22 protein-coding genes and 1 tRNA gene are annotated in these 24,093 nt (G+C 58.4%); 13 read left to right on the forward strand and 10 right to left on the reverse strand.

Translation table 11 applies throughout. The annotated features are described in order from the left end of the window. Positions 1-35: 35 nt before the first annotated feature. The 6 genes from hisF to PFEN_RS28855 all read right to left on the reverse strand — a co-directional run bounded on the left by hisF (position 36) and on the right by PFEN_RS28855 (position 4,984). Complete coding sequence (gene hisF, locus PFEN_RS28830) at positions 36-806, reverse strand: imidazole glycerol phosphate synthase subunit HisF (RefSeq protein ID WP_191489975.1); 771 nt, start codon at positions 804-806, stop codon at positions 36-38. Positions 807-815: 9 nt separating this feature from the next. Beyond that, positions 816-1,553, reverse strand: a complete 738-nt coding sequence (gene hisA, locus PFEN_RS28835; RefSeq protein WP_191489976.1) for a 1-(5-phosphoribosyl)-5-[(5-phosphoribosylamino)methylideneamino]imidazole-4-carboxamide isomerase — start codon at positions 1,551-1,553, stop codon at positions 816-818. A 41-nt stretch (positions 1,554-1,594) separates the two neighbouring features. Beyond that, entirely contained in the window at positions 1,595-1,855 is a 261-nt protein-coding gene (locus PFEN_RS28840; protein ID WP_191489977.1) for a DUF2164 domain-containing protein, read from the reverse strand. Next, complete coding sequence (gene hisH / locus PFEN_RS28845) at positions 1,856-2,494, reverse strand: imidazole glycerol phosphate synthase subunit HisH (RefSeq protein WP_191489978.1); 639 nt, start codon at positions 2,492-2,494, stop codon at positions 1,856-1,858. Continuing rightward, the gene (gene hisB, locus PFEN_RS28850; RefSeq protein ID WP_017132500.1) at positions 2,494-3,087 is read right to left on the reverse strand and encodes an imidazoleglycerol-phosphate dehydratase HisB; all 594 of its coding nucleotides are present in this window, start codon (positions 3,085-3,087) and stop codon (positions 2,494-2,496) included. The genes hisH and hisB overlap by 1 nt, the downstream gene beginning before the upstream one ends. Positions 3,088-3,322: 235 nt before the next feature. After that, complete coding sequence (locus PFEN_RS28855) at positions 3,323-4,984, reverse strand: OFA family MFS transporter (protein ID WP_191489979.1); 1,662 nt, start codon at positions 4,982-4,984, stop codon at positions 3,323-3,325. Between the two features lie 350 nt (positions 4,985-5,334). On the opposite strand from PFEN_RS28855, the gene PFEN_RS28860 reads away from it, so the two are divergent. The 8 genes from PFEN_RS28860 (at position 5,335) to PFEN_RS28895 (ending at position 14,245) form a co-directional block, all read left to right on the forward strand. Then, positions 5,335-5,733 (forward strand): acetyl-CoA sensor PanZ family protein, encoded by a 399-nt coding sequence (locus PFEN_RS28860; RefSeq protein ID WP_191489980.1) that lies wholly within the window; start codon positions 5,335-5,337, stop codon positions 5,731-5,733. An 84-nt stretch (positions 5,734-5,817) separates the two neighbouring features. Beyond that, on the forward strand, positions 5,818-8,031 hold the full coding sequence (locus PFEN_RS28865) for an AsmA family protein (protein WP_191489981.1): 2,214 nt from the start codon (positions 5,818-5,820) through the stop codon (positions 8,029-8,031). Next, complete coding sequence (gene mutY / locus PFEN_RS28870; RefSeq protein ID WP_191489982.1) at positions 8,028-9,095, forward strand: A/G-specific adenine glycosylase; 1,068 nt, start codon at positions 8,028-8,030, stop codon at positions 9,093-9,095. Before PFEN_RS28865 ends, mutY begins: the two co-directional genes overlap by 4 nt. Then, positions 9,092-9,364 (forward strand): oxidative damage protection protein, encoded by a 273-nt coding sequence (locus PFEN_RS28875; protein WP_191489983.1) that lies wholly within the window; start codon positions 9,092-9,094, stop codon positions 9,362-9,364. The genes mutY and PFEN_RS28875 overlap by 4 nt, the downstream gene beginning before the upstream one ends. A gap of 103 nt (positions 9,365-9,467) precedes the next feature. Beyond that, positions 9,468-9,543 (forward strand) — tRNA-Phe (locus tag PFEN_RS28880). Between the two features lie 388 nt (positions 9,544-9,931). Further along, positions 9,932-10,477, forward strand: a complete 546-nt coding sequence (locus tag PFEN_RS28885; protein WP_191489984.1) for a hypothetical protein — start codon at positions 9,932-9,934, stop codon at positions 10,475-10,477. A gap of 121 nt (positions 10,478-10,598) precedes the next feature. Continuing rightward, positions 10,599-13,532 (forward strand): class I SAM-dependent DNA methyltransferase, encoded by a 2,934-nt coding sequence (locus PFEN_RS28890; protein ID WP_191489985.1) that lies wholly within the window; start codon positions 10,599-10,601, stop codon positions 13,530-13,532. Next, positions 13,529-14,245 (forward strand): Fis family transcriptional regulator, encoded by a 717-nt coding sequence (locus PFEN_RS28895; protein WP_191489986.1) that lies wholly within the window; start codon positions 13,529-13,531, stop codon positions 14,243-14,245. Before PFEN_RS28890 ends, PFEN_RS28895 begins: the two co-directional genes overlap by 4 nt. Positions 14,246-14,684: 439 nt before the next feature. On the opposite strand, the gene PFEN_RS28900 is transcribed toward PFEN_RS28895, so the two are convergent. Together PFEN_RS28900 and PFEN_RS28905 are read right to left on the reverse strand one after the other, a co-directional pair. Next, entirely contained in the window at positions 14,685-15,590 is a 906-nt protein-coding gene (locus tag PFEN_RS28900; RefSeq protein WP_191489987.1) for a DMT family transporter, read from the reverse strand. Positions 15,591-15,738: 148 nt separating this feature from the next. Then, the gene (locus tag PFEN_RS28905; RefSeq protein WP_191489988.1) at positions 15,739-16,362 is read right to left on the reverse strand and encodes a glutathione S-transferase family protein; all 624 of its coding nucleotides are present in this window, start codon (positions 16,360-16,362) and stop codon (positions 15,739-15,741) included. Between the two features lie 84 nt (positions 16,363-16,446). On the opposite strand from PFEN_RS28905, the gene PFEN_RS28910 reads away from it, so the two are divergent. From PFEN_RS28910 to PFEN_RS28920, 3 genes are all read left to right on the forward strand, one after another. Next, the gene (locus PFEN_RS28910; protein ID WP_191489989.1) at positions 16,447-17,292 is read left to right on the forward strand and encodes an AraC family transcriptional regulator; all 846 of its coding nucleotides are present in this window, start codon (positions 16,447-16,449) and stop codon (positions 17,290-17,292) included. A 229-nt stretch (positions 17,293-17,521) separates the two neighbouring features. After that, on the forward strand, positions 17,522-18,421 hold the full coding sequence (locus PFEN_RS28915; RefSeq protein ID WP_191489990.1) for a DMT family transporter: 900 nt from the start codon (positions 17,522-17,524) through the stop codon (positions 18,419-18,421). Between the two features lie 50 nt (positions 18,422-18,471). Beyond that, on the forward strand, positions 18,472-19,251 hold the full coding sequence (locus tag PFEN_RS28920) for a class I SAM-dependent methyltransferase (RefSeq protein WP_191489991.1): 780 nt from the start codon (positions 18,472-18,474) through the stop codon (positions 19,249-19,251). A gap of 70 nt (positions 19,252-19,321) precedes the next feature. Here the strand turns inward: PFEN_RS28920 and PFEN_RS28925 are convergent, their stop codons facing one another. Further along, positions 19,322-20,752, reverse strand: a complete 1,431-nt coding sequence (locus PFEN_RS28925; protein ID WP_191489992.1) for a PLP-dependent aminotransferase family protein — start codon at positions 20,750-20,752, stop codon at positions 19,322-19,324. A 215-nt stretch (positions 20,753-20,967) separates the two neighbouring features. On the opposite strand from PFEN_RS28925, the gene PFEN_RS28930 reads away from it, so the two are divergent. Continuing rightward, the gene (locus PFEN_RS28930; RefSeq protein WP_191489993.1) at positions 20,968-21,375 is read left to right on the forward strand and encodes a hypothetical protein; all 408 of its coding nucleotides are present in this window, start codon (positions 20,968-20,970) and stop codon (positions 21,373-21,375) included. A gap of 13 nt (positions 21,376-21,388) precedes the next feature. Here PFEN_RS28930 and gabP read toward each other — a convergent pair whose 3' ends face one another. Next, positions 21,389-22,780 (reverse strand): GABA permease, encoded by a 1,392-nt coding sequence (gabP, locus tag PFEN_RS28935; RefSeq protein WP_191489994.1) that lies wholly within the window; start codon positions 22,778-22,780, stop codon positions 21,389-21,391. Positions 22,781-23,307: 527 nt separating this feature from the next. Between gabP and PFEN_RS28940 the strand changes: the two genes are divergently transcribed. After that, positions 23,308-24,081: an ABC transporter ATP-binding protein gene (locus PFEN_RS28940; protein WP_191489995.1), complete on the forward strand. Its 774-nt coding sequence runs from the start codon at positions 23,308-23,310 to the stop codon at positions 24,079-24,081. Positions 24,082-24,093 lie beyond the last annotated feature (12 nt).

Here is a 24,093-nt window from a genome sequence, read left to right on the forward strand (position 1 = left end):
TTGAGCCTGCCATGCTGTCCAGTGGCCTGTTGCCCTCAGCGCACCACAATACCGCGCGCGGCCATGTAGGCCTTGGCTTCCGGCACGGTGTATTCACCGAAGTGGAAAATGCTCGCGGCCAGTACGGCGCTGGCATGCCCTTCGACAATCCCGTCGGCCAGGTGCTGGAGGTTGCCGACACCACCCGAGGCAATCACCGGAATGCCCAGGGCATCGCTGATGGCACGGGTCACGCCGAGATCGAAGCCGTTTTTCATGCCGTCCTGGTCCATGCTGGTAAGCAGGATTTCGCCGGCACCGAGGCCTTCCATCTTCTTTGCCCACTCCACCGCATCGAGCCCGGTAGGCTTGCGACCGCCGTGGGTGAAGATCTCCCAGCGCGGGGTTTCACCGGGCAGCGAGACCTTCTTCGCGTCGATGGCGACGACGATGCACTGCGAACCGAAATGCTGCGCCGCTTCGCCGACGAACTCGGGGTTGAACACCGCCGCCGTGTTGATCGAGACCTTGTCGGCACCGGCATTGAGCAGGTTGCGGATGTCCTGCACAGTGCGCACGCCGCCGCCGACCGTCAGCGGGATGAACACCTGGCTGGCCATGCGCTCGACGGTATGCAGCGTGGTGTCACGGCCATCGACGCTGGCGGTGATATCGAGAAAGGTGATCTCGTCCGCACCCTGCTCGTCGTAGCGCCGGGCGATTTCCACCGGGTCACCGGCATCGCGGATGTTCTCGAACTTGACGCCCTTGACCACGCGACCGTTGTCGACGTCCAGGCAAGGGATGATGCGTTTGGCCAGCGCCATGGTGAGTCCTCAGCCTTTGTACGAATCGCAGAAGGCTTGCGCCTCGGCGACATCGAGGGTGCCTTCGTAGATCGCCCGGCCGGTAATGGCACCGATGATGCCCGGCGCCCTGGCGTCCAGCAGGGTCTTGATATCACCCAGGTTGTGGATGCCGCCGGAAGCGATCACCGGAATCTTCGTCGCGGCGGCCAGGGCGGCGGTGAAGGGCACGTTGCACCCCTGCATCATCCCGTCCTTGGCGATATCGGTGTAGACGATGGCGGACACGCCGTCGGCCTCGAAACGCTTGGCCAGGTCGATCACCTGCACCGTGCTGACCTCGGCCCAACCGTCGGTGGCGACGAAACCGTCCTTGGCATCCAGGCCGACGATGACCTTGCCCGGGAACGCGCGACAGGCTTGCGCGACGAACGCCGGGTCTTTCACCGCCTTGGTGCCGATAATCACGTAGCTCACGCCGGCTTTGACATAGTGCTCGATGGTTTCCAACGAACGGATGCCGCCGCCGATCTGGATCGGCAGGTGCGGATAACGCTTGGCAATGGCGGTGACCACCTCGCCGTTGACCGGCTGGCCTTCGAATGCACCGTTCAGGTCGACCAGATGCAGACGGCGGCAGCCGCCCTCCACCCACTTGGCCGCCATGCTCACCGGATCATCGGAGAACACCGTGGAATCTTCCATGCGGCCCTGGCGCAGACGGACGCAGGCACCGTCCTTGAGATCGATAGCGGGGATAATCAGCATCTGGCAAACCTTAGAGTCGTTTTTTCAGCTTCACTCGGAAATCAGTTTTTCTCGAGCGCCCACAAGTCGCTTTCGATGCTCTCGAACCTTTCTTTAAGGTGCGTCTGCACATCGAAAATCGCCCTGTTGTAATAGTGCGGAGCAATTTCACGGGTAAACAGGTCGAGGATTTCAGCCGCTTCGAACGAACCCAGGCTCAGTTCGAAGCGCTCCTCCATGAAGCGCTTGATCTTGTGATTGGCCTCGCTCTCCTGTTCGGGAGCGAGGGTCAGGATCGGCGGCTTGCTCTTCTTCGCGGCCATTTACCAGCGCCCGTCCCACGCGGCGAAGTTCTGCAGCAATTGCAGGCCATGGGTATGACTTTTCTCCGGGTGGAACTGCACGGCGAAACGCGAACCCTCGGCCAGCGCCGCGGCGAAGTCGACGCCATAGTGCCCGCCGCCCACCACCTGCCGTGGATTACCGGCGGCGATGTAGTAGCTGTGCACGAAATAGAAACGCGCCAGGTCCGGGATGTTGTGCCACAGCGGGTGATCCACCGCCTGCTGCACTTCGTTCCAGCCCATGTGCGGCACTTTCAGGTGCTCGCCATCCTCGTGCAGGTCCTTGCCGAAGAGCTTCACCTGGCCAGGAAACAGGCCGATGCAGTCGACGCCAGCGTTCTCCTCGCTATGGTCGAGCAAAGCCTGCATGCCAACACAGATGCCGAGGAAGGGGCGATCCTGGCTGACTTCGCGCACCAGCGCGTCGAAACCCAGGCGACGGATCTCGGCCATGCAGTCGCGAATCGCGCCGACGCCGGGGAATACCACCCGGTCGGCTTCGCGAATCACATTGGCATCACTGGTGATCAGCACCTTGCCGGCGCCCACGTGCTCGAGGGCCTTGGCCACCGAGTGCAGGTTACCCATGCCGTAATCGATAACCGCGACCGTCTGCATCAGAGTACGCCCTTGGTCGACGGCATCTGCCCGGCCATGCGCTCATCGAGTTCGACGGCCATGCGCAGGGCGCGACCGAAAGCCTTGAACACGGTCTCGATCTGGTGGTGGGTGTTGCTGCCACGCAGATTGTCGATATGCAGGCTGACCAGCGCGTGGTTGACGAAGCCCTGGAAGAACTCCTGGAACAGGTCGACATCGAAACCGCCCACGGTGGCCCGGGTGTAGGGCACGTGCATCTGCAGGCCAGGACGGCCGGAGAAGTCGATGACCACCCGCGACAACGCCTCGTCCAACGGCACATAGGCGTGGCCGTAGCGACGGATGCCTTTTTTGTCGCCGATGGCTTTGGCGAAAGCCTGACCCAGGGTGATACCGACGTCTTCCACGGTGTGGTGATCGTCGATATGCAGGTCGCCCTTGCACTCGATATCCAGGTCGATCAGCCCGTGACGGGCGATCTGGTCGAGCATGTGTTCAAGAAAAGGCACACCGATATCGAATCGGGCCTTTCCGGTGCCATCCAGGTTGATCGAGGCTTTGATCTGGGTTTCCAGAGTGTCGCGCTCGACGGACGCCTTACGTTCGGCCATCACCAGCTCCGCAAAATCATTGGGCGAAAAAGGCAACCATTATAGGGGCGCGGACGGCAAACAGAAACACGCAAGGTGAACTCCCGGACGGGCTGAATCCGGGGGTGTCGGGGATATACCTGTCAGGACCCGTAGGAGCGAGCTCGCTCGCGATGGACGTCAACGATAACGCGGGGGCCTGATACCCCGCGATGCCTGGACGATCATCGCCAGCCAGCCGGCTCCTCCGGGCTGCTTAGTGGAACAACACCGCCGTCTTCTGCAGGGTAATCCACACGCCCCACGCCAGCGGAATACCTACCACCAGCCAGGCGGCAATCGCCAGCGGCTTGCTGCCCGCGGAGGCCTGCCACTCCAGCACGGTGCTGCTGTCGGCCCCTTTGTCATGACCCAGCGCCTGCTCGACGGCCAGTTCCGCGTCGGTCATGAAGTACTTGTCGGCCACCGGACGCACCAGCAGGTTGCAGATAAAGCCCAGCACCAGCAAGCCGGCGAGGATGTACAAGGTGATGTCATAGGCCGCGGCGCGCTCGACGCCGATGCTCAGTTGATACTCACGCAGGTAGTTCACCAGTACCGGCCCCAGCACCCCGGCAGCCGCCCAGGCGGTCAGCAGGCGCCCATGGATTGCACCGACCATCTGCGTACCGAACAGGTCCGCCAGGTAGGCCGGCACCGTGGCGAAGCCACCGCCGTACATCGACAGGATCACGCAGAACGCCGCCACGAACAGCGCGACGCTACCCAGGTGACCGAGGCTCGGCACCGCCGCATAGAGCGCGAGGCCCAGGGCGAAGAACACGAAGTAGGTCGCCTTGCGGCCGATATGGTCCGAGCACGACGCCCAGAAGAACCGTCCGCCGATGTTGAACAGGCTGAGCAAACCGGTGAAGCCGGCCGCGATCGCCGCGATCTGGCCCAATTGCGTGGCGTCCAGTTGGCCGAAGGTCAGGCCATTGCCCAGCAATTTACCGGCAAAAACCTCCTGCAACAGTGGCGAAGCCATGCCGAGGATGCCGATACCGGCGGAGACGTTCAGGCACAGCACCAGCCACACCAGACGGAACTGCGGGGTTTTCCACGCCACGTTCACGTGCACATGGCCGTGAGTGATCATCGCGTTGCCGGCCTTCTTCACTGGCGCGGTCCAGCCCTCGGGCTTCCAGCCGGTCGGCGGGACGCGGTACGACAGCGCGCCGCCGATCATGAAGACGAAGTAGATCAAGGCCATCACCACGAAGCTCTGCCAAACGCCGACACTGGTGGGCGAAGCGAAATGTCCCATCAGGGCTGCCGCCAGCGGTGCACCGACCATCGCGCCGCCGCCGAAGCCCATGATCGCCATGCCGGTGGCCATGCCACGCTTGTCCGGAAACCACTTGATCAGGGTCGATACCGGCGAGATGTAGCCCAGGCCCAGGCCGATACCGCCGATGACTCCGGAACCTATCCACATCAGCCAGATCTGATGGATATAGACCCCCAACGCCGAGATCAGCAGGCCACCGCACCAGCACAGCGCGGAGACCACACCGGCCTTGCGTGGCCCGGCATGTTCCAGCCAGCCACCCCAGATGGCTGCCGAGCAACCGAGGAAGATGAAGAACAGGGTGTAGATCCAGCCAAGCATGGAGATCGGCCAATCACACTGCGACGAGAACACTTGCGCGATAAAGCTCATGTCCGGCGCGCAAGCGACCGCTGCGGAAATGCCCAAGGCCTTGGACAGCGGCAACCAGAACACCGAGAAGCCATAGGCCATGCCGATGCACAGGTGGATGGCCAGGGCGGCCGGTGGAACCAGCCAGCGGTTGAAACCGGGCTTGGCGATGATGCGCTCCTTTGACAGGAACGCAGGCTCAGCGGCATAAGCGTCCGCCGTAATGCTGGTGCTCATGAAGTGTCTCCCCCAATTGGAATAATGGCTCGCAGGCCACAGGCATCACTCCCGGCCTTGGTGCACGCAGGCTTGGCCGTTTTTATCGAGTGGTGCTGGTTGCGCGACAATAAGTCGCAGAAGGACTGACGAACCGGGAAAGGTTACCATCTACCCATGACAGAGCAACCAGACTGATACGCTCTTTATTTCATGCAACTGCCCTGCTTTTGACATCGCCCTCCTTGTAGGAGCAGCCGGTCGAGGCTCGATTGCTCGCGATCCGCCGCAGGCGGCCATCCCCCGGATGATAGGTGGCACCCGAAAGCTCGCTCCCACAGAAAACCCCGTCGCGGATATTCGAGGATTTTATGCCCATCGTTGTCGAGTCCCTCACCGAAGCCACCTACCAGGACCAACAGGACCTGCAGAAGATCTACCAGGATGCGCCCGCCTGGCTCTTCGCACCGCAAGCCGACGGCCAGCAACTGATTGAAACCGCCCTGGCCGATGGCAGCCTGATCGCCGGACGCTTCAACGACCGACTGCTGGGCGCGGCGCGCCTGGAGCGGCGCGCGGATTTCTGGCTTTTGTCGCAACTTTGCGTCAGAAAAGTCACTAGGCGCCGTGGGGTAGCAGAACGACTGGTGGCAGAAGCTTCACGAATGGCCAAACTGTCAGGAGCGCAACTGCGACTCCTGGCGCCGGTCGGGCATCTCGAGGCCCAGGCGCTGGCCGCCAAGCTGCGGATCCCCCTGGACCCGCAGTAGGGATCATCCCTGCCCTGCCGCCAGCCCCGTGAGGCTATACTCGCGGGCTAAATTTCAAATTCGACTGACTACAAGGACTCGCCCATGAAAGCGTTCGGCAAAATCCTGGGTCTGGGGCTTCTCGGATTGTTGCTGATCATCGTGGCGGCAGGCTTTGCCCTGACCCACCTGTTCAATCCCAACGACTACAAAAACGAGATTCGCCAGATTGCCCGCGACAAGGCCCACATTGAGCTGACCCTCAATGGCGACATCGGCTGGAGCCTTTTCCCCTGGCTGGGCCTGGAACTGCACGATGCCAGCGTGGCGACCCTGACCACCCCGACCCAGCCGTTCGCCGACCTGCAGATGCTCGGCCTGTCGGTGCGGGTTCTGCCGCTGCTGCGCCGCGAAGTGCAGATGAGCGACGTCCGCGTCGAAGGCTTGAACCTGCGGCTCAACCGCGACAAGGACGGCCACGGCAACTGGCAGGACATCGGCCGCCCGGCCCCCGGGGTCAGCGCCACCGTGCAGAGCGACAAGGCCGCCGAACCGGCCAGCGCCGACACCGAGGAAAAACCCTCGCAACCGATCCGCCTGGACATCGACAGCCTGACCATCAATAACGCCCGGATCGAATTCAACGATGAAAAGACCGGGCGCCAGATCACCTCGGAAAGCATCCAGCTAAGCACTGGCGCGGTGCATGACGGCAAGGAGATCCCGGTCAAGTTCACCGCGTTCTTCGGCACCAACCAGCCGGTCCTGCGGGCACGCACCGAGCTCAACGGCAACCTGCGTTTCGACCGCGTGCTCAAGCGCTACCAGTTCGAAGACATGCGTTTCTCCGGCGAACTGTCGGGCGACCCGCTGCAAGGCAAACCGTTGACCTTCTCCGCCCAGGGCCAGTTGCTGGTGGACATGGCGGCGAACGTCGCCGAATGGACCAGCCTGAAATTGTCCGCCAACCAGTTGCGCGCCCTCGGCGAGCTGAAAGCCAACGACCTGAACAAGACCCCGCAACTCAACGGTACGCTGTCGATTGCCCAGCTGGACCTGATGAAATTCCTCGACAGTATCGGCCAGCCCCTGCCGAGCGTGGCGGACGGTAGCCTGAGCAAGGTCGAGCTAGTGACCCACCTCGCCGGCACGCCGAACAGCCTGGTGCTGGACGGCCTCAACCTGAAGCTCGATGACAGCAACTTCAGTGGCCGCGTCGCCATCGAGGATTTCGCCAAGCAATCCCTGCGCGTACAGCTCAAGGCCGACAAGTTCGACGCCGACCGCTACCTGCCGGCGAAATCGGCCGACGCCGACAGCGCCGCGAAAGTCCGCCAGGCCGAGGTAATGAGCAGCGAAGCCAACGCCATCGCCAGTAACTCGCCACTGCCGGAGCCCCCGACCAAGGGCGCCTGGAGCAGCGACAAGCTGCTGCCCATCGAGCGCCTGCGCAGCCTCGACATCGACGCCGATCTGAACTTCGACCAGTTGACCCTGAAGAAACTGCCGATCAACAACGCCGCCCTCAAGGCCACCGGCCTGGGTGGCGTGCTGACCCTGAGCGAGCTGCGTGGCGAGCTCTACAATGGCAGCTTCAACGCCAAGGGCAGCCTCGACGTTCGCCCCGAGGTACCGCACCTGAGCCTGCAAACCCGACTGAACCGGGTGCCGGTCGAACGCATCCTGCAAGCCCAGGGGCAAAAGCCGCCGCTCAAGGGCGCCCTGACCCTCGGCAGCGACATCACCAGCACCGGCAACAGCCAGAAAGCCCTGATCGACAGCCTCAATGGCAACGCCAGCTTCACCCTCAACGACGGCGTGCTGCTCAATGCCAACCTCGAACAGCAACTGTGCACCGGCATCGCCACTCTCAACCGCAAGCCCCTCAGTGGCGAACCGCGCGGCAAGGACACACCGTTCCAGGAGCTCAAGGGCAACCTGAACCTGCACAATGGCGTGGCCAGCAACCCGGACCTGAAAGTCCGGATTCCGGGCCTGAGCGTGAATGGCAACGGCGATATCGACCTGCGCGTGCTGGGCATGGACTACCGCATCGGCATTGTCGTCGAAGGCGACAAGAGCGACATGCCGGACCCGGCCTGCCAGGTCAACGAGCGCTTCGCCGGGATCGAATGGCCGCTGCGCTGCCGGGGTCCGCTGGAGCTCGGCGCCAAGGCCTGCCGCATCGACAAGGACGGCCTCGGCCAGGTGGCCGCGCGCATGGCCGGCAACAAGCTCAGCGACAAGCTTGAAGAGAAGCTCGGCGACAAGGTCAGTCCCGAGCTCAAGGACGCACTCAAGGGGCTGTTCAAGCGATGAGAGCCGAGCAGTTTTCCAGCGCCGTGCTGGATTGGTATGACCGTCATGGCCGCCACGATCTGCCCTGGCAGCAGGAGATCACGCCCTATCGGGTGTGGGTGTCGGAAATCATGTTGCAGCAGACCCAGGTCAGCACCGTGCTGAACTACTTCGACCGCTTCATGGCCGCGCTGCCGACGGTCGAAGCCCTGGCCGCCGCGCCGGAAGATGAAGTGCTGCACCTGTGGACCGGCCTGGGCTACTACACCCGGGCACGCAACCTGCAGAAGACCGCGAAGATCGTCGTTGCCGAGCATGGCGGCGAATTTCCCCGCGATGTCGAGAAGCTCACCGGGCTGCCAGGTATCGGCCTGTCCACCGCCGGCGCCATCGCCAGTATCAGCATGGGCCTGCGCGCGGCGATCCTCGACGGCAACGTCAAGCGGGTGCTGGCGCGCTACACCGCCCAGGAAGGCTACCCGGGCGAACCCAAGGTGGCCAGGCAGCTCTGGGCCAACGCCGAGCGCTTCACCCCTGATACCCGGGTCAACCACTACACCCAGGCGATGATGGACCTGGGCGCGACCTTGTGCACCCGTAGCAAGCCCAGCTGCCTGCTGTGCCCGCTGAAAACCGGCTGCGAAGCGCACATGCTCGGCCTGGAAACCCGCTACCCGATTCCCAAGCCGCGCAAGAGCGTGCCGCAAAAGCGCACCCTGATGCCGTTGCTCGCCAACCGCGATGGCGCCATCCTGCTTTACCGGCGCCCTTCCAGCGGCCTCTGGGGCGGTTTGTGGAGCCTGCCGGAGCTGGACGACCTCGACGACCTGCCGCACCTGGCGTTGCAGCACTCGCTGGAACTGGGCCGGCAACAGGCGCTACCGAACCTGACCCACACCTTCAGCCACTTCCAGTTGGCCATCGAGCCGTGGCTGGTACGGGTCGAAGCGGATGTCCATCACGTGGCCGAGGCCGACTGGCTCTGGTATAACCTCGCCACCCCGCCGCGCCTGGGCCTTGCCGCCCCGGTGAAAAAGCTGCTCAAACGGGCAGCCGACGTTTTGAATGCAGGAGAGTCGTCATGACCCGCACCGTAATGTGCCGCAAGTACCACGAAGAACTGCCAGGCCTTGAGCGCCCTCCGTATCCGGGCGCCAAGGGCCAGGACATTTTCGAACATATTTCGCAGAAAGCCTGGGGCGACTGGTTGAAGCACCAGACCCTGCTGATCAACGAAAAACGCCTGAACATGATGAACGGCGAAGATCGCAAATACATCCAGGGCGAGATGGACAAGTTCTTTTCCGGCGAGGAATACGCCAAGGCCGAGGGCTATGTTCCGCCGGCCGAATAATCCCGGCTGGAACAGCTTTGGGTCGTAAGCGACGGTAATAATTAAATATTTTTTGAAATCGTGCTTGACGACCCCTCGAAAAACCCGTTTAATGCGCCCCGTTGCCCAGATAGCTCAGTCGGTAGAGCAGGGGATTGAAAATCCCCGTGTCGGCGGTTCGATTCCGTCTCTGGGCACCACCTTTCGTTTTCAGGTGGTGCCAAGCACACCTGAAGACACACAAAAAGCCCGCCTCGTGCGGGCTTTTTGCTTTCTACGGTTCCCAAGCGTTCTCTTGTAAGCCCAAACATATGTGAGTAGATCCAGTTCGGTCTAGAAATCTACTCACACTACGGCAACAAAAAGCACGCCCAGTGCAGCCTGCAAGGGGGCTGCTTTGCCACTCTCAGATACCACCATCCCGCTGCTTTGTACCAACCTTGAGAACTGAATTTTCGTGCAGCCACGAGCCCTTGCCACCCACCCTCGACACGCTGCGGCAGCAAAGCTGCCTTGGTCTCGGGTTTAAACTATGAAAAACCACGCTGCTGCGTGACACATACTCAGATCTGCGTCTAACATACGCAGATGAAAACCAAGCCTATAACATCCGCTGACATTGCGAACGTAACGGGATATACCCGGCACCAGCTGCGCGGATTACTGAACGAATTACCTGCATATCAGGCAAAAGCTGAGCGTGCGCGGGTTGCCCGTGAATACTCCAAGCATGATCTGGCAGTGATCACTATTTGCTGCGAGCTTGAGGCTCGTTTTGGGCTCCGCAGGGACGCTATTGTCTCTTTAAGCCAAGATCTCGCACGAGCCCTTCTTGGCCCGCGACCAAACACCCAAGAGGCATATCTGATCATCCAGGTTTGCCCTTCAGCCGTTCAGTTTGTGGAGCATGTGCCAAGCACCCTGAGAGAGGGTCTGGTCATTTCTTTACGAGAGATCTTTGCTCGAGTAGACGGCTACCTAGTAGCCGATTACCTACCGGGACTATCTCAACAGCAATTGCTTGACCTTGGCCTGCAATCAGTGACTCCAAATCGGAAAAAAAACAGAGTGCAGACTTTCAACGCTTCTGAGACGGCCGTCAAAGCCGGAGCGCGTAGGCAGCGTAAACAATGAACGAGAACATTACTTTGAGCGCTGGTTAGAAGTTCTCGGATATAGCCATGCCCAAGGGCTCCACATTGAGTCTGCGGATATTAGCCTCAGCCACAGGTATAGAAGTGAGCTTAACGAGCTGTTGCGTCCTGACGGCCAAGTTCGTGCAAAAGCTGTGTTTGAAGTAGATGGCGTGCCTGCGGTCGCTTTTTTTGATGACGCGCTATCACTCTCGACTGAAGACTTAAATCGAATTCGTCAAAAGATCTGGAATCAAAACCTGATTTCGTTGGTCATTGTGATGGACGATTCAAGCTTAACTGCGTACCCGCCGGCGAAAAACGTGCCCATTGGCACCACCCTAAGTGCTAAAGAAGCCATCACTACAGGCTATTTCTCATTAGCCGAAGTCTCGTCAAGTGATGTTCAACGTAGACTACCAAAATGGTTTTCCCCAGGAGACAGAGTCGATCGACAACTTCTTAAAAACTTGGGACTTGCAATTGAACAGCTAACGAAAGCCAGTGTAGCTCGAGCGGCAGCACAGGGACTTTTAGGACAGATACTTTTTATCTCTTATCTTGAGCATAGAAATATCGTAAGCGAAATCTACCGCACCCAACGAAATGTCGAGCCTCTACACTCGTTAGTCGCCAGTCATAATACCCGCGGCATTGAAAAACTGATCGAGGCGCTTAGGAAAGACTTTAATGGTGATTTTCTTTCGCTGGACCATACAAACTCTGACTGGTGGTCACTGGTCAGCTCCAAGGGTTTAGACATACTTGGCCGGTTCCTTGACCAGGTCGATCTAGACAGCGGTCAGCTATCACTGTGGAATTATGACTTTAGCTTCATTCCTGTAGAGCTACTGTCCGGAATTTACGAATCATTTATAGGGGAACGACAGAGCATATTGTCGGCCTATTATACGCCTCGTCATCTTGCAAATTTTGTAATTGATGAAGCATTCCATACGTCTCTGAATCCAGCAAATGAAACGGTTTTCGATCCAGCCTGCGGCTCTGGCATTTTGCTTACTACCGCATACCGGCGCCTTCTTCAAATACAAGAGGGTCAAACAGGTGAATGCCTAGATCTCGCAGGCCGTATAAAACTTTTAAAGGGACACATTTTTGGCGCTGACATTAGTGAGGCCGCCTGTCGTGTTACTGCTTTCAGTTTATACCTTTCGCTTCTTGAGGATCTGAAACCTGCCGATATTGCTCTACTCCAGGAGAGTGAACAGGTTAAGCTTCCGACACTTCGAGGTATAAACTTACTGTGCGGCGAACAGCACGGGGACTTTTTCGCGCCTGAAAACCTGTTTGCTACATCACAAAGATTCAGCCTCATAATCTCGAATCCTCCTTGGAGTGAGCCTGCCGGAAGCGCATGGAGCTCGGCGGATGTTTGGGCAAAGAAAAAAGGAGTGCCAAGAGCGCGTCGCCAACTGGCGGGCGACTTTGCGTTTAGAGCATTGGAGAGTGTATCGCCAAATGGCCGTATATGCTTGATTATGCCAATCAGCCTACTAATTGCGTCCACTAGCCGACCATTTATTCAGGGCTGGCTTGCCTTTGCAAAAATTGATCGATTTATAAATTTTGGAGACCTCCATAACTTTATATTTGAGACAGCAGAACACAGCTGTGCTGTTATTACTTCTCGCCCTAGAACGGGCACACAGTCATGGTCAATACCAGCAGATGAGCAAATTGAATACTGGGCCCCAAAAGTTGATGCTAGCTTAGCCTTTGGCCGTCTGGCCCTTTCTCCAGCGGACCGTCACCTGGTGCCCGCACAGGCTTACTACAATGATCCCACTCGTCTTGTCACACTGATGTGGGGCAATGAGTTCGATATAGCCCTATGTGAACGACTTAGAGCTATAGGTCAAGTTAAAGACTTGTTCAACAACGGAAAAAACAGCTGGCGCACCCGCAAAGGTGTTCACCTTAAAGACAAACACGCAAAGTTTACTTCAGATGCGGCCCCCCTAAGAAGAATCGGGCATATACTAGTTGAATCATTGAAATCCAGCTCGCCTGTTCTCTTGGATGACGAAATACAGAGTTTTCCAGAAGGTATTGAATCCGTTGTAAATCTCACAGACGATTTATGGGATGTTTTTCAGGGCCCTCGTATATTGTTTACTGATGGTTTCGATAGCAGTAAACAAATCCGAGCGGCTTATATTGAAAAGCCGGCTTCATTCACCAGCAGCATAGGGGTAATTTCAGGCCCAGAAAGCGATAGAGAACTTTTGCGCTTTATGGCTGCATATCTACGCTCCGACCTTGCTACCTATTTCCTGTTGATGAGGGCGTTTCAAGTTACCTGTGACCGCAACCGAGTAACATTGGGTGATATAGAACAGTTTCCTTTTTTCGCTCCCGATAATCACTTCGATCCAAGCCGAGCCAGAGAAATAATATCTGAAATATCTTTAGCACTCGGAAACATTGAGAGACCTGAGTTCCTAAGAGCACAAAACCATAGCGCCCAAATACAGAAACACATAAACACCTTGATTCACGATTATTTCGGATTGAGTGCCGAAGAGTCTGCTCTCGTCACAGAAGCAAACACTATACTAGTCCCTTCAGTGCGTCCTCGCGGCTATAAAAGCATCAATACTGAAGTATACAAAATCATCACAAAAAATGAGCTCAAAGATTACGCAGATACTTTGAGCCAAGAACTCGGCATATGGCGCTCCCATTTAAATGGCGAGGGTTCCATTGTAGTTAAGGCTTGGACGGTAAACTCTGCAGTTGGTCGAGTAGCAGTAGCGGCTATTACTCTCTCTGAGCCTGAGAAGACTACCGACTTCGACGAGAAAAAATTAGAAATTTGGGTTAAGAAAACTATGGAAGGTCTAAACTCCCAAGGACTACTACCAGCTCATCGAGCTGAAACTGTTGCCTTCCTCCCGGACGTAACAATTCAAGCGCCAGGTGCTTTCTTGCTTCTTCGTCCACCTTTCCGTCGGATGTGGCTAAAACGATCTGCAATGCGCGATGCGCGCTCTATCGTAGAGCTTATTCACCGTGAAAAGGTGTCTGCTGAATGAGTAATAGCATCCCATTGGACTGGTTGAAAACCTTCCCTCACCAGCAGGCAAAACAGGCAGTCGACGCGCTTTCAGAAACATGGAAGCTCCTGGCTAGACGCCACCAGGATGGTTTTAATAGAGCAAAAAAAGAGCCTGACCTAACTCTAGTCCTTTGCTCTCGAGTGCGAGACTTGCACCCTAGATTGCTCGGAAACTGGTCCGCGGAACCTGTTCACGTCATCGTAGATCCAAACACTCTGAATATTCAATCTCGTACACGTACGGATATTGAATATACTTGGAATGACTCAAATAACTGGAAAATTGTTTTTGAGTTTAAAAAACTAAAAAGGACTGCCAGTAGTTATAAGGAATATTGGGGGAGCGACGGTCTGGGTCGTTTCGTCGATGGTTCCTATAGCTTTGGAGATCCTGTGGCCTGCATGGTAGGTATAATCATCGATGACTACTCAGAATGTGTGGATCCCATTCGTCAGGCCTTAGGTGGTAGTCCAGATGTTCAGACCAACCTCAGAATTCAACCCTCAAGCGATGGCGCTCACCTGCAAGCGCCGTCCGTTCTTTTTCCATCAGCGGCGGCGTTTGACACGGTCCATCTTCGCCCCGCCGCAAGCGCCCCACCACACGGCAGCATCCACGTAGCACACTTCTTCCTAGAGTTTGGTTACTCCTCACCTGCTCCGCAAAGTCGCGGGAAGAAAAAAGTATGAACGATAGTTTCGCCTTACCGCATAACCCGAGACCAAGGCAGCTCCGCTGCCGCAGCAAGTCGAGGGTTGGTAAGCAGATCCTGAGCCAAGCGCTGAGACACCAGCCCCAAGCCAGGCTCCGCTCCATGTGTTTTCAGGTACACCAGCGGTACAGCACGAACGAGCTCGAACGTAACGTACCGTACGCTAAAGCACTGTTTGATAAGTACTTTACCGTGTTGTACCTTACTCAAGCGAACGCCAGTGTAATCTAGCGTTGCAACGACATTGGCGAATTGAAAATCCCCGTGTCGGCGGTTCGATTCCGTCTCTGGGCACCACTAATTAGTTTCAGGTGGTGTCAAAGTCATCTGAAAGCCCTCAAGAAACCCGCCTGGTGCGGGTTTTTTGTTGCCTGAAAAAAGAGCGTGAAGCCGGCCATCGACAAATCGAAATGGCCTCAAGCCGCTTCGGTCACGGGCGCCACCTTCTCCGGCGGCTTGATTGAGCCGATGTACACCGCAAAGAGGGTCAACAACGCACCCGCGATCTGCATCGATGAACTGGCCTTGCCGAGAAACACCACATCGACGAAGTAGGTGATCACCGGCTCCAGTAACAGAATCAGCCCCGCCAGTCCCAGGCTGATAGCGCCGATCGAACGGTTGACCAGCAGCCAGCCCACGAACTGCACCATCACCCCGTAGATAATCAGCATCAACAAAGTCCGTCCGTCAACAATCGCCAACCTTTCGCCAGTGGCCAGGGCGTACACCAGCAGCACCAGCGCGGCCCACACGCTCAGGTTGAGCATCTGCGCGATCTTGTCGCCACCGCCATCAGGCAGCTGCGTGTTGACCTTGAGGAAATACACGCAAACGGCGTAGGCCAGCCCCGACAACACACCGAACGCCACCCCCTTGATGCCTACCGCACTGGTCATTTCCGGTAAAAGCAGCAGGTACAGCCCGACAAACGCCAGGGTGATGGAGATCAGAAAGTAGAACGACGGTTTCTCCTTCAGCAGGTACAGGCCCAGCAAGGTCATGAAGAACACCTGACAATTGGTCAGGATCGAGCCGATGCCCGGGCCAACGATGTAGATGCTCTGATGCCAGAGCACCAGGTCAATAGCCAGGAATACCCCGGCCAACGCCGTGTACAGCTGCGCCTTGGCGCTCTTGAGCAACACTGGGGTGCGCCGCGCCTTGAGCAACAAGAAGAACAGGATCGAAGCGAACAGCATTCGGTAGAACCCGGCTCCGCCAGCACCGATATTGGCAAAGGCCACCGCCAGCGCCGACAAGCTGAGCATCAGTCCGCCAATCGTCAACTCGATGATGGCGCGATTGGTATTAGTCGACATGAGCGACTCCATTAATTAGCATTCACACGCTCCTCCCGTCAAAAGCCAGACTCGAGAGAACTGAAGAAACAGCGGAATATTTACCGACCTCAGTCAAACATCCCTTCATGCTTAACCCGCAGTATTCTTTATATCCCGTCAGTCTTTCTCAAGCTTGCGCAACGGCCAACTTCAGCCACTGTTGTACCGGCACATAAGCCAGAACTTCTTCGACATAAGTTTTAAGTTCCGTCGGCACGGCCACGCCATAACGACGAAACCGGAATACCACCGGTACGAACATCGCATCAACGATGCCGAAGTCGCCGCACAGGAACTGCTTGGAGCCGCTGGCCTCACGCAGGTTGTTCCAGAGGGTGAAAATCCGTTGGATTTCTTCCTGAGTCTCGGCGGTCAGGGGCTCTGGGGTATCACCCGTGTTCAGGCCAAATGACAGCTGTGTGCGCAGGTTGACGAAACCCGAGTGCATTTCCGCCGCGGCGCAGCGGGCTTGAGCCTTGATCAACGGATCCTGCGGCCACAGACCGGCCGCCGGGTAAACGTCGGCCACGTATTCGCAGATGGCGAGACTATCGTTGATCACTACCTTGTCCAGCAGCAGCGCCGGTACCTTGCCAGACGGCGAGTAGCGCAGGATCTGCTGACGAGTGTCGTCCTGCTCCAACTTGACCTGAAGAGTCTCGAAGGCGACGTCTGCCGCCACAAGAACCAACCATGCACGTAATGACCATGAAGATTTCTTGAAATCCCCAATCACTAGTTTTGTAGACATCACTTCCCCTGGCTTGCGTTATGAAATAAGTGCTAAATTTAGCAGCGCATTTTTTCAACGTATTGCACAAAACTGGACAACGTCATGGATGAGCCCCGACGCCATAAAGCCATTAGCCAAGAGAAGGACTTCGTTCAGTTCTGGCGAATACCCGAAGGCGACTGCGAGTTGCTATCCGCGCGTTATAGCACTCAAACTTTTGGCAGACACTCACATGATCGATATGCCGTTGGGGTTATCAGCAGCGGCGTTGAAAAACTCTTTTATCGGGGCTGCTACTATCTGGGGAGCGCCGGCAGTGTAGTGACCATTACCCCGGGAGAGATTCATGATGGTTTACCCGGACACGACCAGGGCTGGATGTACCGGATGCTTTACCTGGATACGGCTTGGGTCAACCGAGCAATATTCCAGGGACGCTTTGGCGACGACCACATCCATCTTTTCCGAAGCGCCCTCAACCTCGACCCCAGCTTTGCGCTGAGCTTCCTGCAGCAACATCAGATCGTTGAAAACTCCCCGCCCGGCCTCGAGCGAGAATCCATTCTCCTGGAACTGGTGAGCCAACTCTTCGAGCGTAGCGGCGCGCCCATCGTCGCCATTGCCAGCGCCGAACGCAGTGCGATCAAGCTCATCAAGAAAAATCTCGAAGACAAATTTGCCCAGAACATCCCCTTGGAAGAACTGGCGCAGTTGGTGGGCATGGACCCGCTGTACCTGATCCGCGTCTTCAAAAAAGCCGTGGGCGTATCCCCCCACAGCTATCAGATCCAGAAACGAGTGGCACAGGTACAAAACCTGCTCCGCAGCGGGGCCAGCCTTGCAGAAGCCTCCTTCAGCTGTGGCTTTTTCGATCAGAGCCACATGAATCGAGCCTTCAAGAAAGTGGTCGGCATCACCCCTGGCAGCTTCCGCAATAGCCGCGTCTGAAGCACGCGGCCCTCCCCTCCAACTGTCATGGTCGGCAAACAAGACAGTTTGTTACACGCCCTTCCAACCGTACCGGTACTCAGCCCATCAGGCTGATTAGTGTGTCCTCATCCTTCAGGCAGGCAGGAGCTGCGCCTGTGGTTGAAGGCCAGCACCAACGACAGCGGCGCGCCCTGAAGAACATTTCCACGAGCCCCCCCTCCCGCCCCCTCCCAAAGGAATTGTCAGCATGACGCAAACCAACACAGCCAGTTTTCCAGAGACCAGGCATCAAGACCTGCAAGCCTATTTCCTCGGCCTGATCTCAGTAGCGGCTTTTGCCATGACCCTGCCCGCGGCGAAAATGCTCGCGGGCGATCTGAGCGCCGTCCAGGTCGGGATCTTCCGCTCGGTGATCGCGGCCTTTGCCGCAATCCCCTTTTTGCTGATTGGTCGCGCCAAGCTGCCCAGTCGTTCGCAGATCAAGCGCATGCTGCTGACCTCCACCGGGATCGTCTACGGCTTCCCGATCCTCACCGCGCTGGGTATGCAATATGTGCCCGTCAGCCACGGTGGCGTGGTCCTGGCCGCCTTGCCGCTGTCCACCGCGATCTTCGGCACCCTGATCACCGGCACACGCCCATCCAGGGCATTCTGGGTGATCTCCTGCCTGGGTTTCCTGGTGGTGATGGCCTACACCGTGCTCCGCTCGAATGTTTCAGAGATCTACCTGGGTGACCTGGCCCTGCTCGGTGCCGTTGTGCTGGCCGGTTTCGGTTATGCCCAGGGCGGCGCGCTGTCCAAGGAACTGCCGGGCTGGCAGGTGATGTGCTGGACACTGGTCATCAGCCTGCCGGTGCTGCTACCGGCAAGCCTGTGGCTCTTTGACAGCAACACCCTCGCCCATCTACCGGGCACCGGCGTGGCCGCCCTGCTGTTCCTGGCACTGGTCAATTCGCTGCTGGGCTTCTTTTCCTGGAACCGCGCCCTCGCACTCGGCGGTATCCAGCGGATCAGTCAGTTGCAGTTGTTGCAACCGTTCTTCACCTTCGGCTTCTCGATCTGGCTGATGGGTGAAACCTGGAACTGGCTGACACCATTTGTCTGCGCTATTGTCATCATCTTGGTATGGCTGTCCAAGCGAACCTGAGCCCCTGTCCGGCGGCGGAGCCGCTCTTATCCCTGAATGGAATCTCAAGCATGACTTCTTCGACATCTTCTTGTCCGAGCGGTGAATCGCAGCAGAGGGACACATTGCAGGATGAGCGTGACATCCGTTTGATCGACCATCCCGTCAGGGCCGTCCTCGAACTGCTGGCCCCCAGGCCCGGGGAACGGCTCCTGGATATCGGCTGCGGCGACGGTCGCCTGAGCGAACAACTGCAACGCTACGGAAACCAGGTAGTGGGCTTCGACAACGACCTCAACCTGGTCTCGGCAGCCCGGGCCAGAGGGCTGGAGGTACGCCATGGCAATGCCGAGCAGTTGTACTTCTACCAGGAGTTCGACGCGGTCCTGAGCTATGACGCATTGCACTGGATGCAGCGCTCGGACCAGGTGGCCATCGGGATTTACGAAGCCCTGAAACCGGGAGGACGCTTTGTCGGCGAGTTCGCCGGGGCCGGACACCAGAAGATCCTGCGACGCGCGCTGCGCGACTCCCTGACGCGCAGATCCCTTGACTTCGAAATCGCCGATCAGCTTTATCTGCCCACGGCCGGGGCCTATCAGCGGGTGCTGGAGGACACGGGTTTCCACGTGAGTTCCATTCATTGGTTCGAACGCCCGACCCCTCTTGATTGTTCGATTACCCAATGGCTGAAAATGTTCGGTGGCCGCTACCTCGCGCTGCTACCCAGCGAATCGCAAGAAGCGTTTTTAAATGAAGTGGCCGAAGAGTTGGCCGCCGATTACCTGGACAGTAACAACCAGTGGACGCTGGACTGCACGTGCCTGCGCTTCAAGGCTGAAAAAAGATGAGCGGGCGTTATCTGCCCATGTCGACGAGAACCACTGGAGACCAACGTCCGAGCAGGCAATCCCGACGCCCTCAGGCATAACGCTCGATGGCGAGCGCCGACACCGCGGCAGCGACATGCGCCTGGAAAAAGCGCTTGAATTCGGGATGATTGCAATGGCTCACATTGAAGCGGATGTGCTGGTCATACTCGCCGGTATTGCTGAACAAGGCGCCTGGCGCCAGCAATATACCCGCGTGATGGGCCTGTTCGACCAGATGCGGGACATTCACATGCCCGGGTAGACGCCCCCAGAGAAACAGGCCATCGGTGTTGTGCTCGTCAAACACCACACCAACCGCCCCCAGCCACTCCCGCGCCCTTGAGCGTTCCTGCATGACCCGCTGGCCCAGCGCATCCAGGTGATGCTGATAACGACCGGACTCCAGCGTGTAGGTCACGATGGTTTCGTCAATCGCCGAGCCGCAGAGCAAATTGTACATTTTCTGCTCAATCAGTCGTTCGACGAAGGCCACCGGCGCCACCACATAGCCCAGGCGCAGCGCCGGGCTCAGCACCTTGCTGAAACCGCTGATATAGAAAGTCCTGTCGCAGCCATCCAGGCTGGCCAGCCGCAGCGTCGGCCTGGACGAGAGCGCCCCGAAAACATCGTCCTCGACGATATGAAAATCATACTGGCGGGCCAGCGACAGCAGCTTGAAGCCCTTCTCTGGAGACGTACTGCCGCCAGTGGGGTTATGGACCAGGGTCTGGGTCAGGAACAGTTTCGGCCGATACTTGATCAGCATCGCTTCCATCGCCGCCAGGTCCGGGCCGTCATCCAGCCGGGGGACGGTGATGATCTTGAAGTTGCGCTCCTTGATCAGCCTGAGTTGCAGCAGCAGATAACTGGGGTCCTCCACCAGCAGGTAATCCCCGGGCCCTAACAGGATACTGCGCAACAGTGAAAACGCATGGGTCGCCCCCATGGTGACCACCACCTGACTGCTGGAAGCGTTGATATGGACCTCGCGCAATTTGCGCGCAATCACCACGCGCAATTCCTGGCTGCCGGCGGCGGGTGCCGGCGTGCTGCAGGAAAGCGTGTTGCGAATCAGCCGCCCGGTCACGGAGGCCGGGACCGCGTCGGCGAGCCAGGCGGGTGGCAGGTAGCCTGAACTGACGGGAATTTCGTATTGCGTCGGATCCAGTGCGCGGAAAAGAAAACTCGAGTGCTCACTGGAAGGCGGCACCAGCGTATCAGTGTCCTTGAGCGAACCGACCGAATGGCAGGCCAGGATGAAATAGCCCGCGCCCGGACGCGACTCGATGATCTGCTGCGCCACCAGGTCTTCATAGGCACTGCTCACCGTGAAGACACTGACGCCCAGTTGCCTGGCCAGCGCCCGGACAGAAGGCAGCCGTCCGCCCCGGACCCACTGGAAGGATTCAATACGGGCAATGATCGCGTTTCTGATCTGGTCCACCAGCAGCGTCTTGCTGTTGCGGTCTATCTGGAACATGGCATTCCCTTGTTGAAACAGCCGCGGCCCGAAGGCAAGCATTTCGTGCGCGGATAGCCATGGCAGTATCCGCGATCGATTCGCCCAGCTGCAAGCAGGCACTGTACCGGGGTGCCAGTGCCACTCAAGGGTCAGACCGCTGCCACAGCATTGGAATTGCAGCGGTTCACGGGGGATAATTGCCCGCTTACCTTTTTGTGAAAGCACCCGAGCCCATGGCATCCCAGAACAAGCAAGACAAACGCGCGCAACGGGCGAAAGCCAAGGCCAAGCAGAACCGCACCCGACGGGCCAACGAGCCGGCCGAGGTGCTGCCGGTGGATGACGACCGGATCGACTTCGCGTCGGTCGACCTGACCGACCTGTTCAAGCGCATGCGCGACGCCGAAAACAGCAGCCAGCAGGCGATGTGCGGCGTGTTCCTGGAGGATCCGCTGCTGGAACTGGTGCTGGAGCAGGAAGGCGAGGAGGAAGCGACGGACTTTATCCTGTCGGCACTGATCGAGTACCGCCAGTGGTCCACCGAGGCCACCGAGGAAGCGGCCCTGGCCTGGATCGAGAGCGCGGCCTTCCAGGCCGACTATGTGGCGGCCTCGCAGGCGCTACAGAAAGCCGCCGGCTAGCCGCCACAACGCCTCAGTTCAACACCACCCGCCCGGCTTTCTCATGCCGGCGACGGCGCGCCACCAGCAAGCCGGCGGCCACCACCAGCACACTGAGCAGGCCCGTGGCGAGGATTTCGACGCGATGGGCCTCCTGGCACAACATCACGCCCAACACCGCGACGATGAACACGATCACCGCCCAGGTCAGCCCCGGGAACAGCCACATCTTGAAGTCGATCTTCTCGCCCTTGGCTGTACGCTGGTGGCGCATGCGCAGCTGCGACACCGCAATCACCAGGTACACCAGCAGCGCAATAGCGCCGGAACTGGCCAACAGGAACTCGAACACCGCTGCCGGCGCAACATAGTTGGCGAACACCGCCAGAAAGGCCGCCGCCGTCGACAACATCACCGCCCAGTAAGGCGTGCCGCTGTCATTGGTGCGCTTGGACACAGCCGGCGCATCGCCACGCTTGCCGAGGGAAAAGAGCATCCGCGAAGCGGTATACAGCGCCGAGTTCAGGCAACTGGTAACCGCCACCAGCACCACCAGGTCAACGATCAGCTTGGCATTCGGAATGCCCATGCGATCCAGTACCACCTGATAGGAACCGACCGCCGCCAGACTCGGGTCATTCCACGGCACCAGCGCCACCACGATAAAGATCGATACCAGGTAGAACAGGCCGATCCGCCAGATCACCGAGTTGGTGGCCTTGCTGATCTGCTTGCCCGGGTCTTTCGACTCGGCGGCGGCGATGGTGACGATTTCCGTGCCCATGAACGAGAACATGGTGGTCAGCATCGCGGCCAATACCGCGCCCATGCCATGGGGCATGAAGCCCACGGTGTCCACCAGATGCGACACGCCGCTGACCTGGCTGGTCGGCAGCAGGCCAAAGATGGCCAGCACACCCAGCACAATGAAACCGATGATCGCGATCACCTTGATCAACGCGAACCAGAACTCGAACTCGCCGTAGTTCTTCACGCTGAACAGGTTGGTCGCGGTCAGCAACAGGGTAATGATCAGGGTAAACGCCCAGATCGCCACGTTGGGGAACCAGGCATGCAGGATGGTCGCGGCGGCGTTGGCCTCCAACGGGATCACCAACACCCAGAACCACCAGTACAACCAACCGATGGTGAAACCGGCCCAGTGCCCGATGGCACGGTCGGCGTAAGTCGAGAAAGACCCGGTATCCGGCGAAGCCACGGCCATTTCGGCGAGCATGCGCATCACCAGCACCACCAGGGCCCCGGCAGCGGCGTAAGCCATCAGCACGGCGGGGCCGGCTTCGGCGATCGCGTGCCCGGAACCGACAAACAGGCCGGCACCGATCACCCCGGCAATCGACAGCATGGTCACATGCCGCGACTTGAGTCCTTGCTCCAGATTATTGGAAGTATGCGTACTACTCATTGAGATTACCTTTGCAATGAAGAGCGCGCCCTACACATTGGAATGTGTGTCAAATGAATCCAACGGGGGCGTATTTTATTTTTTACGCAATATTTGCGCCAAAATGTTACAAAGCGCCGGTTTTCGCGGCCTGCAAGCCCATGCGGCCTTAAACCGTAACCTCTTGAGATTAATGGCTATTTGCCAAAGCGTTACCGAGACACCCACATTCAGCCGCGCAGAGCGCACCAGAAACACTCAAAAAATAAAGTAACGCTCCATTTCAGGGCGAGCCCGTGCCCGCTCAGCCGGTTTACCCTTTCCACTCTTGGCCAAAGCTGGCACCATCGCGCCCTTTTTTAAGCGACTGCCGAGTCAGGACGACGGATCAAACAGGTGTTCGGTTGTTGATGGGGCGACAGACTGCTGTGCCGATGCGACAACCTGTCACACATCCGTCCTGTAGCGGCTTTTCCCTATGCTAGCTTGGCGCTCGCCAGGAAGGCCGCCAATAGCAGGAGCACGACAGAACACCATGAGGACCGCACATGGCTGAGGCCACGCCCGCGCTTGAAATCCGCAACCTGCATAAACGTTACGGTGAGCTGGAGGTACTGAAAGGCATCTCGCTGACCGCCCGCGACGGTGATGTGATCTCGATCCTGGGTTCCTCCGGTTCCGGCAAGTCGACCTTCCTGCGCTGCATCAACCTGCTGGAGAACCCGCACCAGGGCCAGATCCTGGTCAACGGCGAAGAACTCAAGCTCAAGTCCGCGAAGAACGGCGAGCTGATGGCCGCCGACGGCAAGCAGATCAACCGCCTGCGCAGCGAAATCGGCTTCGTGTTCCAGAACTTCAACCTCTGGCCGCACATGAGCATCCTCGACAACATCATCGAAGCACCACGACGGGTGCTCGGCCAGAGCAAGGCCGAGGCCATCGAGGTGGCCGAGGCGCTGCTGGCCAAGGTCGGCATCGCCGACAAGCGCCATGCCTACCCCTCCCAGTTGTCCGGCGGCCAGCAACAGCGCGCGGCCATTGCCCGGACCCTGGCGATGCAACCCAAGGTCATCCTGTTCGATGAGCCGACCTCGGCCCTCGACCCGGAAATGGTCCAGGAAGTCCTCAACGTGATCCGTGCCCTGGCCGAAGAAGGTCGCACCATGCTACTGGTCACCCATGAAATGGGCTTTGCCCGCCAGGTGTCCAGTGAAGTGGTGTTCCTGCACCAGGGCCTGGTGGAAGAACAAGGAAGCCCGCAGCAGGTTTTCGACAACCCGCTGTCGGCGCGCTGCAAACAATTCATGTCCAGCAACCGCTAACGGAGCAACCCG

The sequence above is a fragment of the Pseudomonas sp. FEN genome, assembly GCF_904067045.1.
GTDB lineage: Bacteria > Pseudomonadota > Gammaproteobacteria > Pseudomonadales > Pseudomonadaceae > Aquipseudomonas.

Bases quoted from the DNA above. Each gene is read 5' to 3' on its own strand.
- gabP (WP_191489994.1), bottom strand. From the start codon at position 22,780: ATGAGTAGTACGCATACTTCCAATAATCTGGAGCAAGGACTCAAGTCG.
- PFEN_RS28915 (WP_191489990.1), top strand. From the start codon at position 17,522: ATGACGCAAACCAACACAGCCAGTTTTCCAGAGACCAGGCATCAAGAC.
- PFEN_RS28895 (WP_191489986.1), top strand. From the start codon at position 13,529: ATGAGTAATAGCATCCCATTGGACTGGTTGAAAACCTTCCCTCACCAG.
- PFEN_RS28910 (WP_191489989.1), top strand. From the start codon at position 16,447: ATGGATGAGCCCCGACGCCATAAAGCCATTAGCCAAGAGAAGGACTTC.
- hisB (WP_017132500.1), bottom strand. From the start codon at position 3,087: ATGGCCGAACGTAAGGCGTCCGTCGAGCGCGACACTCTGGAAACCCAG.
- PFEN_RS28940 (WP_191489995.1), top strand. From the start codon at position 23,308: ATGGCTGAGGCCACGCCCGCGCTTGAAATCCGCAACCTGCATAAACGT.
- PFEN_RS28855 (WP_191489979.1), bottom strand. From the start codon at position 4,984: ATGAGCACCAGCATTACGGCGGACGCTTATGCCGCTGAGCCTGCGTTC.
- hisH (WP_191489978.1), bottom strand. From the start codon at position 2,494: ATGCAGACGGTCGCGGTTATCGATTACGGCATGGGTAACCTGCACTCG.
- hisF (WP_191489975.1), bottom strand. From the start codon at position 806: ATGGCGCTGGCCAAACGCATCATCCCTTGCCTGGACGTCGACAACGGT.
- mutY (WP_191489982.1), top strand. From the start codon at position 8,028: ATGAGAGCCGAGCAGTTTTCCAGCGCCGTGCTGGATTGGTATGACCGT.
- PFEN_RS28925 (WP_191489992.1), bottom strand. From the start codon at position 20,752: ATGTTCCAGATAGACCGCAACAGCAAGACGCTGCTGGTGGACCAGATC.
- PFEN_RS28875 (WP_191489983.1), top strand. From the start codon at position 9,092: ATGACCCGCACCGTAATGTGCCGCAAGTACCACGAAGAACTGCCAGGC.
- PFEN_RS28930 (WP_191489993.1), top strand. From the start codon at position 20,968: ATGGCATCCCAGAACAAGCAAGACAAACGCGCGCAACGGGCGAAAGCC.
- hisA (WP_191489976.1), bottom strand. From the start codon at position 1,553: ATGCTGATTATCCCCGCTATCGATCTCAAGGACGGTGCCTGCGTCCGT.
- PFEN_RS28885 (WP_191489984.1), top strand. From the start codon at position 9,932: ATGAAAACCAAGCCTATAACATCCGCTGACATTGCGAACGTAACGGGA.
- PFEN_RS28865 (WP_191489981.1), top strand. From the start codon at position 5,818: ATGAAAGCGTTCGGCAAAATCCTGGGTCTGGGGCTTCTCGGATTGTTG.
- PFEN_RS28900 (WP_191489987.1), bottom strand. From the start codon at position 15,590: ATGTCGACTAATACCAATCGCGCCATCATCGAGTTGACGATTGGCGGA.
- PFEN_RS28905 (WP_191489988.1), bottom strand. From the start codon at position 16,362: ATGTCTACAAAACTAGTGATTGGGGATTTCAAGAAATCTTCATGGTCA.
- PFEN_RS28860 (WP_191489980.1), top strand. From the start codon at position 5,335: ATGCCCATCGTTGTCGAGTCCCTCACCGAAGCCACCTACCAGGACCAA.
- PFEN_RS28840 (WP_191489977.1), bottom strand. From the start codon at position 1,855: ATGGCCGCGAAGAAGAGCAAGCCGCCGATCCTGACCCTCGCTCCCGAA.
- PFEN_RS28920 (WP_191489991.1), top strand. From the start codon at position 18,472: ATGACTTCTTCGACATCTTCTTGTCCGAGCGGTGAATCGCAGCAGAGG.